The sequence below is a fragment of the Leptospira interrogans genome (genome assembly GCF_900156205.1).
GTDB classification, from domain to species: Bacteria; Spirochaetota; Leptospiria; order Leptospirales; family Leptospiraceae; genus Leptospira; species Leptospira interrogans.
In genome coordinates, this window is sequence record NZ_FTNA01000004.1 from 148409 (window position 1) to 161596 (window position 13188).

Annotated in this window: 14 protein-coding genes; all 14 read right to left on the reverse strand. The window is 33.6% G+C overall.

Annotated features, from left to right (window positions below; translation table 11 throughout):
• Positions 1 to 63: 63 nt before the first annotated feature.
• The 14 genes from BW942_RS05005 to BW942_RS05070 all read right to left on the reverse strand — a co-directional run bounded on the left by BW942_RS05005 (position 64) and on the right by BW942_RS05070 (position 13184).
• Entirely contained in the window at positions 64 to 363 is a 300-nt protein-coding gene (locus BW942_RS05005) for a fucose synthetase (RefSeq protein WP_000093099.1), read from the reverse strand.
• A 270-nt stretch (positions 364 to 633) separates the two neighbouring features.
• Entirely contained in the window at positions 634 to 1560 is a 927-nt protein-coding gene (locus BW942_RS05010; protein WP_000344487.1) for a formyltransferase family protein, read from the reverse strand.
• Positions 1553 to 2629, reverse strand: a complete 1077-nt coding sequence (locus tag BW942_RS05015; protein WP_000582222.1) for a DegT/DnrJ/EryC1/StrS aminotransferase family protein — start codon at positions 2627 to 2629, stop codon at positions 1553 to 1555. The genes BW942_RS05010 and BW942_RS05015 overlap by 8 nt, the downstream gene beginning before the upstream one ends.
• Position 2630: 1 nt before the next feature.
• On the reverse strand, positions 2631 to 3848 hold the full coding sequence (locus BW942_RS05020; RefSeq protein WP_001015422.1) for a class I SAM-dependent methyltransferase: 1218 nt from the start codon (positions 3846 to 3848) through the stop codon (positions 2631 to 2633).
• The gene (locus tag BW942_RS05025; protein ID WP_000611594.1) at positions 3845 to 4372 is read right to left on the reverse strand and encodes a WbuC family cupin fold metalloprotein; all 528 of its coding nucleotides are present in this window, start codon (positions 4370 to 4372) and stop codon (positions 3845 to 3847) included. Before BW942_RS05025 ends, BW942_RS05020 begins: the two co-directional genes overlap by 4 nt.
• A gap of 540 nt (positions 4373 to 4912) precedes the next feature.
• Complete coding sequence (locus tag BW942_RS05030) at positions 4913 to 5578, reverse strand: class I SAM-dependent methyltransferase (RefSeq protein ID WP_000517242.1); 666 nt, start codon at positions 5576 to 5578, stop codon at positions 4913 to 4915.
• A gap of 6 nt (positions 5579 to 5584) precedes the next feature.
• Positions 5585 to 6019 (reverse strand): NUDIX hydrolase, encoded by a 435-nt coding sequence (locus BW942_RS05035; protein ID WP_001088866.1) that lies wholly within the window; start codon positions 6017 to 6019, stop codon positions 5585 to 5587.
• Positions 6020 to 6022: 3 nt separating this feature from the next.
• On the reverse strand, positions 6023 to 6418 hold the full coding sequence (locus tag BW942_RS05040; RefSeq protein ID WP_000715958.1) for an LIC12192 family sporadic carbohydrate cluster protein: 396 nt from the start codon (positions 6416 to 6418) through the stop codon (positions 6023 to 6025).
• A complete protein-coding gene (locus tag BW942_RS05045) occupies positions 6415 to 7209 on the reverse strand; it encodes a sporadic carbohydrate cluster 2OG-Fe(II) oxygenase (RefSeq protein WP_000479982.1) in 795 nt (264 codons plus the stop codon). The genes BW942_RS05040 and BW942_RS05045 overlap by 4 nt, the downstream gene beginning before the upstream one ends.
• A gap of 372 nt (positions 7210 to 7581) precedes the next feature.
• Entirely contained in the window at positions 7582 to 8514 is a 933-nt protein-coding gene (locus BW942_RS05050) for a transketolase family protein (protein WP_001246618.1), read from the reverse strand.
• An 18-nt stretch (positions 8515 to 8532) separates the two neighbouring features.
• The gene (locus tag BW942_RS05055) at positions 8533 to 9330 is read right to left on the reverse strand and encodes a transketolase (protein WP_017861862.1); all 798 of its coding nucleotides are present in this window, start codon (positions 9328 to 9330) and stop codon (positions 8533 to 8535) included.
• Positions 9331 to 9336: 6 nt separating this feature from the next.
• Positions 9337 to 10971, reverse strand: a complete 1635-nt coding sequence (locus BW942_RS05060; RefSeq protein WP_000689743.1) for an aminoglycoside phosphotransferase family protein — start codon at positions 10969 to 10971, stop codon at positions 9337 to 9339.
• Positions 10972 to 12075 (reverse strand): DegT/DnrJ/EryC1/StrS family aminotransferase, encoded by a 1104-nt coding sequence (locus BW942_RS05065; protein ID WP_000608295.1) that lies wholly within the window; start codon positions 12073 to 12075, stop codon positions 10972 to 10974.
• A gap of 8 nt (positions 12076 to 12083) precedes the next feature.
• Complete coding sequence (locus tag BW942_RS05070; protein ID WP_001198107.1) at positions 12084 to 13184, reverse strand: DegT/DnrJ/EryC1/StrS family aminotransferase; 1101 nt, start codon at positions 13182 to 13184, stop codon at positions 12084 to 12086.
• Positions 13185 to 13188 lie beyond the last annotated feature (4 nt).

Here is a 13188-nt window from a genome sequence, read left to right on the forward strand (position 1 = left end):
AACAACTTTACCTAAACCAGCCTCTTCAAACCAAGAATGAATTTGCCCAGCAGACCCTTCATTTCACTTCACTTGGTACTTCCAGCTCATCCTATGAAGTTTAGAAACGTCCAAAAGTTTACAAGGAATTTCGTCAGATCGAAAGTCAAAATACCTAAAACCCTCTACTTCCTTAACGGTTTCGGCGAGTTCACAGATGCCCGTTTCGATTCTGCTTCCTATTTTGACGTGTTCCCTCGCCTTGGTGCTCGACCAATCTTGACTTGTAAACGAGATACCGCCGCCGATATTTTCAACCGAGTTTTCAAGAAATTTATAAAATATTTTATGAAGCCAGACATCTCCAAATTCACAACTTGACAATTCTTCTTCTATTCAAGACGCTTTTTCTTTCTTTTTCATCCTAAACTTCTTCGTTTGATCGAAGGACATTTCAATTCAATCTTTTATCGGTAGAAGAAATTCTTATGTGTAGGCAATTGTAAGATTGATTAGGCCGGTTATGGCCCAATTTCAAGGCCACGAAAAGTTAAATGAACAACATCTATTCCATTGCTAACTCCTATTCCATAGGAAGTCCAACAAGCAAATATATCACCTTTGGTGAATAATTATACTAAAACATAGAAGCATTTAACGTAAATAATAAGTCGGAGGATGTATTCTTTTAACATCTTTTAATATTTCTTCAATTTGATTTATATAAAATAATCGAACTACAGAACCATCTACTTTTAAATCTAAAAAAGTATTGGTTACACAAAGAACTTGCCCATGTTCTAAACTTTGCCAATTTGGAGGAAGTTCGGTCTCATCGATCTCTTCTGCGTGTTCAATTTTTATATATAGATTTTGTTTATAGTATAAATTTGCATTAGGGTATGGCGAAGAAAATGAACGAACAATTCTTTTTATCATAGAAGCAGTCATTCTTGGATCTAAGGTAACATCGTCTTCCGTCCTTGTCCTCCAGTAATTCCCTTCATTATGATTTTGTAAAGAGCCAGGAAAGTCAGGATTTGTTTCTAATATTCTGACTAATTTTACTACACCATCATAAATAGCTTTATTCATTCTAATTACAAGATCATGAATCTGCTTTAATCCAATTTGAAATGGAATCTGCAGTAAAACTTTTCCAGAATCAACCCCTTCATCCATTTCAAAAAAAGTAACAACCGAATTAGGAATACCTAAAACAATCATCCAGTGCAAAGGATGACGTCCTTTATTGAAAGGTAAAGGAGTAGGATGTGTCCCAATCAATTTTTTTGGAATTGAAATAATTTTTTTAGAAATAATTTTCGGCCAGGTAGAAATTATATAATCTGGATTTAATTTAGCAATAGTTTCTTCCGATGAGGCAGAGTTTAAGTCTTCAACTTCAAAATAGGGAATACCATATTCTTTTTGACAATAGCTTAAGCCTATAGAGTTGTCAGGTAATTTTCCCTTAGGAAGTGAAAATACTCCTACTATACTTTTTTTAGAATCCAAAAGCGCCTTGATACATTCAAGAGTAGCTTGTGAAGTTCCGATAACAATATATCTTTCATCCATAAATATTTTTAATTTGTTCAATAACAAATTTTATACTATCAATTTTTTGGGATGGGCCACTAGGTAAGTAAATTCCCTTAAGACCGTATTTTCTAGAATTTGGAAAATCTCTATTTCCTTGTGGAAAATAAGACGCTTTATCCAAATCAGGATAGAATGGTCTCGAATCTATTTCAGCTTTAGCAAGACAGTCGATAAAATCTTCCCTACTATTTACTAGATACTCGGTATATACTGGAACTTCTCCAGCTTCAATATTGACAGGTATACAATTAATTGGAAGATCTTTTAAGCCTTCTAAATAAGTTCGATATATTTCCTTAAGATATTCAAGACGTTCTGGTAATTTTTTAAGCTGCTCAATACCTATAGAAGCAAGTATATCAGTAAATCTAAAATTAAACCCTGGCATAGCCCATGTTTTGGGATCCTTAACATTTTCCACTCCATGCGTTCTAATAGCCCGAAGTTTAAAAGCAAGATCTGAATTATTTGTAACTGCAAAACCACCTTGTCCTGTTGCAATTGTTTTTGCTACAGAAAGAGAAAAACATCCTACATCTGATTGAGTTCCGAGATAGCCTAAAGAATTCTTAGAGCCTATTGCTTGCGCCGCGTCTTCTATAACAAATAAGTTATTTTTCTTAGCAATTTTATTCAGCTGTTCCATATGAACAGATCGACCGTTCATATGGACTGGAATAATCGCTTTAGTCTTAGAATTTATTTGCTCCTCTACTTTAGATACATCTAATATAGGCCTATTTAATTCAACATCTACAAGGACAATCTTTGCGCCTAATAAATAAGCCGCATGAGCCGTTGCTATCCAAGTGCGATTCGGTATAATTACTTCATCACCTGGTTTAACACCAATTGCCATTAACGAAAGAAGTAAAGCGGTGCTCCCACTAGAAGTTGCCACTACATATTTAACTCCTAAATATTGAGCAATATTATCTTCAAACTCAGACGTAACCTTACCTTGACTGATATTTTGATTTCTGAAAGATTCAACAACTCGATTGATTTCTTCTTCTCCAAAAGTAGTTTGCCACCAATGGATCATCTTATTTTATAACCTGTATGTAAGGAAGCGGGCATATCAAAGTGAGTTTCTGATTTTTTAATTTAGATCGAATCAAATCAAAGTACCGCCAAGCCAAGACAATTAAAACCGCATCTCCTTCGGAATTGAGAACATCCGGATGTTTTACAGGAATATGCAAGCCTGGGCTGTAAGTATCGATTTTTCCCGGATTATCATCGACGAGATAATCTATATATTTTTCCAATCCAAAATGATAAATCAGTGTAGTGGAAGTTGCTGATGCACCGTATCCGATGATCTTATTTTTTCCTTTAGATTTTTCGAGTTCTTGTATCAATTCAGCTTTAACCTTATTGATCCGATCTGCATATTTTTTAAAATACGATTCGTTCATATTCTTTTCTTTTTCAATCTCTATAAATTTAGAAACTTCCTCGGAAACAGAATGAATCGAATTTTTGCGCGCCCAATAATATCGAAATGATCCACCCTTGGTCCCGACATGTTGCAAATGAATCAGCCTAAGACCAAAGGAATCAAAAAATTTTATTAGAGGTAATATTGAAAAATAAGACAAATGTTCATGATAGATAAAATCAAACACCATATTGTCCACCATATCACCCAGATAGGAAGATTCAATTGCGACTACTCCGTTCGGTGATAAAAGATATTCCAAACCTTCGGTGAATGAATGTAAATCATCAATATTAGCATATAAGTTATTGACTGTGATTAAATCAGCCTGTCCCACTTTTTCTTTTATTTTTCTAGCAAGATTTGGATCGAAAAATTCGGGTAAGGTCTCGATTCCGCGATTTGTCGCGTCTTCCGCGGTTTTTGTAGAAGGCTCTACTCCGAGCACTTTTGCATTTCTTGCCTTAAAATAGCTAAGTAAGGTACCATCATTACTTCCAATATCCACAACAAAACTGCTCGCACCTAAATTCAGCTTTTCTAAAACGTCTTTCGCGTAATTCTCAAAATGATTGCTCAATCCGGAAGAACTCGTAGTTACATAAATATAATCTCTGTATATAATTTCCGGGTCAACCACGCATTCTATCTGCACAAATCCACAATTCTTACATTGAAAAAGATCCAAAGGATAGACATCTTGTTCTTTTCTTTCTTTTACATATGCGTCGCATAACGCAGTCGGGGTAAGCGGTAATACTTTGATCAAATCCTTAGATTTACAAAGCCTACAATCTTTTCTCAAATAAAAATGATTCATTTTAATCTCTGCTCTATCTTATTCATAAATTCACGAACTTTTTCCGCATCATTCTCTTCCGGGCTCCAAGGCGCGAAGATCGTATCTTCTTTTCGAAAAGGCCCTTTAGTAATTTCTAAAAAAACCAGCCATTCGGATCGAATCATCAAAGTATGGTATGTTGAGGAACGCATACTATCATAAAAAATTTTGCCAGTATGATAAGCGCCCATGCTCATTGTATTTTCTATTTCACCGTTGTCATTAAACGTTACAAAATCCACTTCGCCTTCTAAAATCATCATGGATTCTGGTTTTTCTATATGTTTATGAGGCCGAACATACACTCCCTTGGGATGAACGATAAACATTTCCTGTAGGAGCTCGTTGCCATTTAAATGTGAACAAATTCTCGCTCTTTGACGCTTTGTTCCTTTTGCGATTTCTATTAATTCTTGAATGTCTCCTTTTTGAATGCCCAAAAAATTTTGGGTAGAATGATATACTTCCTCGGAAACTTTAGTTTGCAGATTGTAATTAATCATAAATAATTTGCTTTCAAAATAAAATATTTCTGTTTTTCGTTTTGGTCATTCATAAAGAATTTAATATAATTCTTGATTCTAAGAAAATTTACAAGATTCAGCCTTATATATAAAACTGCTATGTCTTGATAAGGATTACCTTAATACTTTCGTAGATAAAATTTAGATTATTAATCATCCTCAAAGGAATATCCATTTTCTCTTTTGAAGACGATCCCTTCTATTAAGAAATCAAACACAAATCTATCGTTTCCCCATTCAGGAAACGGGCAGAAAACATATTGAAATCCCGTTTTCCTTTATAAATTCAATCATATCTTTTTCAAAATTAGTTTCCTGCGAAAAAGTGATTACGGAAGGCTTTAATTTTGAAATTAAATTTTTACCTATAAATCGATTTATTAACTTGTAAAAAGAACAACCTAGTCAACTCGAAATTTTAAATGGCATTACTCTTAATCTATTGATATCTGATCTATAGCCTTTGTGAGTTGAGATTCTAAAAAGATTTTGAAAAAACAGGTTCATAAAAAATTTCGACTATTCAAAAAATATAAACTCGTAGTCTCCAGTATAACCAAATTCATGATACAACCAGATCCATTCGGAAACTTCTAATAAAGATTCCGCAGTTAAAGCCCAGCATTCTAAATTAAACAGTTCTTTTTCATTTCTATAACTTTCTAACATCAAATAACCGTTTTTTCCAACTCTTTCCATTTCGTTCAATGCGGATTTAAGTTCAAATAATTTCAAGTTATGGAAAGTGCCCAGTGAAATGACTAAATCAAATTCATTATTTCCAAATGGATAAGGATCTTGTGCTTTATATTGAAATAAATGGGGTTTTACTTCTTCTTTTGCATTTTCAAGACCATAAACTGAAGAATCAAAACCTACCACCTCAAGTTTAGGTTCAATTAATAGCATTTCATAAAGTAAAAAACCTTTTCCACATCCCACATCTAACACCTTGGATCCAGGTCGAAGGTTGTAATCTTCAATTAAAGTTTTCGCAACTGGTTTCCATCTACCCGGAATATATTTGTATCCTCCGTAGCCAAAACGACGATCTCCATCCCAATAATCAAAGCCATATTCTTTAGCCTTGATCATACATTCTATTTTATGATCCTGCATACGAGCCAGATAATCTCTCTGAGTCGCCTTGTGAAGCGGTGTAACTATATTTTTAAGCTTTCCCATTCTTAATCATCTATTGAGAAAAATTTTATCTAAGAAACTTTTAATTTTATAAAGATTTTCACTAACACCCGGAACTAACGGAAGTCTCTCGTCCAATTCTTCCCATAAGAACCATTTCATGGCGAGACCTTCATTTAAAGTAAGAACGTCTTCTTTTACTTCAAAATAAACCGGCAAACAGTGATTACATGTAATTTGTTCACCTCTCCATTCCCAATAAAATAATTCTTCCCCAATACTTCCAGGAAGACATCCAAGTTCTTCTTTCAACTCACGACACAATGCATCTTTAAGATTTTCACCGGACTCCACTTGCCCACCAAAAAAAGTCCAATAACCCTGAAATATGATTCCTGGAGTATAATCACGTTGCTGTAATAAAATACGTTGATCATTTCTGTAAATTAAAGCTTTTACTGCATGACCAATTGAAGAGTTCATAAATCAATAATTCAAACAATCAGGTAATATAAGTTTAATTTTCCAAAGATTTTCAATACGCTCCATTTCTTCTTGATTACTTAGTTTTAAACCTTCTACTGCAAAATAGCAAATTTTACTAGATGAAAGAAGGCGATCGTAAAAACGTTTTCTATTTTCCAAGTCGATAGGAAGTTGAAATAGACTATATAAAATAATTCCTTCTAAGTTTACTAATTCGTCTAAAACTTGTTCCAAAATTAAATGACAGTTTTCCATCGCATATTCGGTCGCACTCAGTAAATAGTGTAAGCCGTTTCTCTGGCAGTAATCTCTGATAACAATATTCTGTACATGCTGTGGAACTCTTTCTCCTAAAAAAGGCCGACTAAATATATAACCTCTTACCCCTTTTTTCATTTCACTTTTGGAAATCGATATTCCATTCCAATTTTAGAAGCAGCACGTAATGTAATCGGCTCAAAAAACTCTCCCAGTTTTTTATCACCGTAAGGAGTGAAGACTGATTTAAACCTACAATTCATAGACCATCTTGTATCCAACTCTTCATTTACTCTATTTCCATGAGGATAACCTTGATCAAATAAAAGCACTTCTCCATACTTAACTTCCAACCATTGAACGTCTTTCGAGATTGATTGAAACAGATCTTCGCTACTTACTCCTGACTGATTTTTAAAATCAGAAATTAACTTTTTAGAAGGATCGGGTGGAAGCAAATACATGGATTTCGTTTTATAACAATCCACAATCGGCAACCAGACTACAATCTCATAAGGAGAATCTCCGGACCATGTATCCGAATGAACTGGTAGAAGAGAACTATCGTCATTTGGAAATTGAATACTTAAGTTTACTCTTAACTGCATAGACAATTCATTACCGACTAAGGTTTCTAAATATGGTTTAGCAACCCTATAGTAATGATAACGAAAATCTGCTAAGGAATTCATAGATTGAATTACTTTTAAACGAAAAGAATTCAAATCACTCACGGAAACTTTTTTATGAATTTGATTTAGAAGAATATCTGATGTTTCTTCCTTAGATAAACCTAAAATATCTCTAACTATATTCGCAATATTTTCTCTGATCCAATCCAACGAATTGATATCAGCTGCTTTTTGAATGGTATAACCATTCCGAATATATTCATCTGTTATTTGTTGTTCAGACTCAGACAAAAACATATTTTTTAATTCATCTTACCGCTATATTTAAAATTTTCTAAATAATTCCTATCTATTCTAAAACGACTTAATAAATGCAAAAACGATTATGATCAAAATTCTAAATAAATTATAATCTTATAACTTAATCTACTAAAGAAGAATTGAATGTAAACTTGAATTTGCCTCAATAAAAGTAGCAACTTAACATTTTTTGACAGTAAAATTTTAATATACCGAATTTAAGCTTTTTAGATTAAACCGAAATCATTTCGAAATAGTTTTAAATATTTCTAAACGAAAATATAAACGAAACGCTTTTATACAATTTTAAACACAAAAGCTTACTTTAAATTTAGAAAAATATAAATTCGAAATCAAAAATGAACATTATCACTTCTTAATACTTATCGCATCTCTCATCGTTTGAACTAAACTATCCTTGTTGATTCCAAAATAATTTAGTAAAGATTCCTGGCTCCCATACTTTTCTGAAAATCGATCCGGCAGACCAATTCTCCTGATTTTTCCGGATTCACTTGGCATTAAATCATTACAATATTCTAATATCGCACTTCCTAATCCACCAATTCGAGTATGTTCTTCTACGGTAACTATTGCGGAAACTTTCGGAATCCATTTTTTAAGGATTTCTCCATCTAAAGGTTTTATCGTATGCATATGGATTACTCCACAGCTTACACCTTCCGATTCCAATTGCTGAATGGCTTCTAAAGCAAGTTGAGTCATAACTCCAGTGGTTACGAATAAACCATCCTTACCTTCTTGCATTACAATCGCTTTTCCGATTTCAAATCCGAATTCCGGTTTGCTAATTACCTTATCTCCACCTTTTGCCAATCGTATATAAATCGGGTGAGGCCAATCTAACGTTAAAGGCATTAACCTTTTCATTTCTTCAGCATCGCAAGGAGCGATGATCGTCATATTTGGTAAAGCACGCAGAATTGCGATATCCTCAACAGCAAGATGTGTAGGCCCAAGAGGAGCGTAAACAATTCCCCCTCCATTTGCAATTAAACGAACGGGTAAATCATGTAAACATAAATCAATCGCGACTTGCTCGAAACATCTTCTAGTAAGAAAAGTAGCAATAGTATTCACATAAGGAATATAACCTTCCATTGCCATTCCCGCAGACATACCAATGATATGCTGCTCGCTCACCCCTTCCATATAAAAACGGTCAGGAATATTTTGTTTCATTTCATCTAATACACCTGCACCCAAATCAGAGCCTATATATACAACTCTTGGATCTTGTAATGCTAATTGATAAACACTTTTTAAGCTAGTATTACGCATAATAATATATATAACCTTTTAGTTTAAACTTTGATACATTACAGAGAATTCTTCTGGAGTTATTTTATTTTTATGATGCCACTGTGGATTTCCTTCAGCCATAGCAAATCCCTTTCCTTTTATAGTATGTGCTATAATAGCAGTCGGCTTTGTTTTATTTAATGGCAATTTACTAAATAAACTTTTCAATTCTTTAATATTGTGACCATCTACTTCTTCAATAGCGAAACCAAAACTTTTCCATTTATCCGTTAAAGGTTCAAGATCCAAAACGTCTTTGGTTAGCCCATAAGATTGTAATTTATTGTAATCAATAATTACGGCTAAATTTGATAAGGAATGTTTAGAAGCACATAAAGCAGCTTCCCATACAGAACCTTCATTGATCTCTCCATCCCCTGTAATTACAAAAACTCTATGATCTTTCTTTTTAATTTTTGCCGCAATCGCTATTCCAACTCCAATCGACAATCCATGTCCTAAAGCTCCTGTCGAGGCCTCTACCCCTGGAATTTTCCCTCTTTCGGGGTGTCCTCCAAGTATAGAATCGGGTTTGCCAAATGTTTTCAAAACATCGAGTGGAAAAAATCCCTTATCCGCAAGAATAGAATATAAAGCTAAACAGCCATGACCCTTACTAAGAATTAATCGATCTCGATTTTCCCAATTCAGTTTTTTAGAATCATATTTTAATATATCATCATAAAGAACTCGTAATATTTCAATTAATGATAAAGCTGGACCAATATGTCCTCTTTTTTCCGATTCCATCATTTCAACTATAAGTTTTCTTAATTGTTTGGAACGATCATCCATGTGTTTTTAACCTTTTTCAATCTGCGTATAAAATTTTTTCTGAATATATCTGAATAAATGAATTGATTTGTTTAATTGTTTTTCTAAAATTTCGGCTTTATGATTTTGTTTATTACTATTTGCCAAAATTCTTCTTATCCATATATCTTTTCTAAATTCATTTAATAAAATTAAACACCAACACAATGAATACATAGCCCAGGTAATTTCATATTTTTTCTCTAGAAAATCTCCGAAAATAGCAAACATACCTTTTTTCCAATAGCTTCTTTCATCCTCTTGTAAATTCATAGCAGGATGAAAAGAGACATCTACTATCAATTTAACAGGATCATCCCAACCGAAGTATTCGAAATCTAAAAAAATAAATTCTCCATTTTTATTTTTTAGCATATTATGAAACCCAAAATCGGAAGGACTTAAAATTAAAAACTCTTTAGGTATCGGTGAACTATAATTTTCTTCCCCACCCCATTTCTTTTTTACCCATTTAATTAAAAAATCTTTAAAGGGTATTAAGTCCATTTCTAAAAAAGATTTCAAATCTGCATGGACTTCACTTGCAGGGTAGAGCAATTTCAATCTACGTTGAATCTGATTCTCTATGTCTATACCTGAAAAACAAGAAGCAGAAGCCCTACTTATTTCATTAGGCAATTCAGATTTCGCAATCTTACTTAAATTCCTCATCATATCCAGCATTGCGTCCAATCCTATTTTAGATGAAGATATAATTTTCTCGCCTTCAACCCAACTATATATACCACAATTGAGTTTTTCATTATAATCAATTGGCTCAGGAACATTCTTAATCAAATTTTTATGTAAAAGTCTAAACCCAAAAAATTCTGAATTCAGTCTATTATGATCAGAATCAGACGGATAAAGTTTTAGAGCAAATTTGTCTGAGTCTAATGTTTCTAAATATGCTATCCTAGAATTACCCTGTCCTTCGCACCAATATGCGTTTTTTAATTCAGGTAAGCTAAATTCACTTTGAAAATAAACCAAATCTTCCTGATTGTATTTCCCCAGGATAGAATGTTCTATTTCATTCCAATAATTTACTTGATTAACATTATTTTCTTCAAAATCATAAAAAGCTTGATGAGGATCAAAAAAAAACTTCTTTTGAATTTTTGCCAATAAAGGATGAATTAATATTTCCTTTAAATCATCGATAAAGTAAGAATAACTTTCTCTTTCTATTCTTTTTACTTTCTCTTCTTTTGTATCATGAAAATAAACATTTTGTATAAAACCGGTTTTATCAGTTTGATAGAGTCCATTTTCAATAAGGAATTTTAAAGCTGCTTCTCTTAAAGATATGTTCTCTTCGTCATAATGCCCATACTCTGTTTTATGACTTACTACATCTACAGGAATGCCCTTCCTTTTGCATCTCCATAAGAATCTATAAACACCAGGATAGAGCTCAGCACAACGAATATAACGTCCGTAGACTTTCCCTTGTAATCGTTGCCATTTATTTTCTCCATCCTTGGATTCTCGTAAAAACTCTCGAACTTCTAGTTTAGTTCCAAACCAATTTTCCGGAATTAAACCTATCTTTTTACCCACAAAAGCAAATGATTTATCGTATGATATAATCGTGTTATCTAAATCAATTCCTATCTTCATTTACGATTCGTAGAAACGATTAACCGCTTGGGCAATTTTATGTAAGTCAACATCTTTCAAATATTGATGAATGGGCAAAGTTAAAATTCGGCCCGCTTGTTTTTCCGTAATAGGGAAGTCTCCCTGTTTATATCCAAGATTCCTACTAGCGGGTTGAAGATGGATGGGAATCGGATAATGAATGGATGTCTCAATCCCCTGTGAAAATAAATAATCTTTTAATTCATCTCTTCTTTCGACTTGTATTACGAAAGTATGATAAGTATTAAATTCTAAAGGTTTATCTTCCGGGATAAAAACATTCCTTTTATCTAATAAGGTTTTATAAAGTTGTGCATTCTGACGTCTTTTTTCAATAACTTGCGGCAAACGCGTTAAACGGAAATTTAAAATCGCCGCCTGAATTGCATCCATTCTCGTTACAAAACCAAATTCACCGACAGTATTCCTATCAATTAGACCATGATTTCTAACCCTACTTACAGAGTTATAAATCTTCTCATCATTTGTTGTCAAAAATCCACCATCACCGCAAGCATTTAAATTCTTTAATGGATGGGTAGAGAAACATCCAATTTTACCAATAGAACCACTAAACTTACCATCATATTTAGAACCAATAGATTGTGCTGCATCTTCAATTACGGGTATAGAATATTTGTCTGCAATCCTCATAATTTCATTCATCGCGGCAACCCGGCCAGTTAGATGAACAGGCATAATCGCTTTTGTTTTAGACGTGATAGCCTTTTCCAATTTTTCCGGATCTAGATTCTGGTCCTCTCCTACATCGACAAATACTGGTTTCGCTTTTATATGAACAATCGAAGCCGTAGAAGCAATAAAAGAGTTTGGAGGAGTAATCACTTCATCGCCCGGTTGAATACCAAGTTCTAAAAGTCCACATACGAGCGCATCGGTTCCACTATTTAAAGCAACCGCGTATTTCACTCCGCAGAACTTTGCGACATCCTCTTCAAACTTTGCGACTTCTTGTCCACCAATGTACTGACCGGAACCTAAAACGGAATCAAGAACCGGAAGTAATTCTTCCCGTTCGTTTTTCCACTGCTCAACTAAATTTATATAAGGAATATTTATCATCGGATCATTTACTTAGAATAGAATTCTTTTATAATAGAAACAACATAATCCATTTCTTCCTTTGAAAGATGTTGATCACAAGGGAATGTAATAATCTTTTTTGTATGTGCGTCCGTTACAGGAAAATCACCTTCTTTATATCCATAGGCTGTTAGTGCCTTTTGTCTATAAATTGGAATCGGATAATGTACCTTAGCCTCTATTCCTTTTTTTATACAATAATCTAAGAGATGATCCCGATTCTCTGCAAAAACGATATATAAATGATAAACGATCCTAAAATCTTTGGGTCTTGGGGGAAGAGTAATTTGAGAAATACTCCTTAAATGTTGATCATAATAATTCGCATTTTCAATACGTTTATTTGAAATAGCTACTGCATTAGGAATAAGCCAATTGCCAACGACAGCTTGTATGGTATCTAACCTAGAATTACATCCTAAAATTTCAACGTTATCACGATCGATCAAACCGTGATTTCTAAGTAATCGTAGATTTTTTGCAAGTTCCTCGTCATCCGTAACAATAACACCTCCATCCGACCAAACATTCAAATTTTTTAAAGGATGAAGAGAGAAGGCTCCCGTATTTCCCCAAGTCCCAGCTTTTTTGTTCTCGATTGCCCCTAGGATAGACTGACAAGCATCTTCTACTACAGGCAGGTTATACTTTTTTGCTATGGGCATCAATTTTCTCATATCAGTCATATAACCTGTGAAATGAACAGGAACTATAGCTTTAGTTTTTTTACTAATGACTTTTTCCAATAAATCTACATTCATACAAAAAGTATCATCGCAATCTACGAACACCGGAATGGCTCCGAGTTCAGCAATCGCCCCCACTGTTGCTACAAATGTATTTGCCGTCGTAATTACTTCGTCACCAAATCCTACGCCAAGAGCTTTTAAGGAAAGTTTAATAGCATCCGTACCCGAATTCACCCCTATCGCATACTTTGCACCGATTAACTTAGAGAATTGATTTTCAAATTCAATTAAAGGTTTCCCTAAAGTAAAATCTCCTGTCGGAACAAACCTTTTTAATTCATCCCAAAGATCATCGCAATTTTCAAATTGTTGTTTTAAATATGAATATCTTACTTGCATTTTA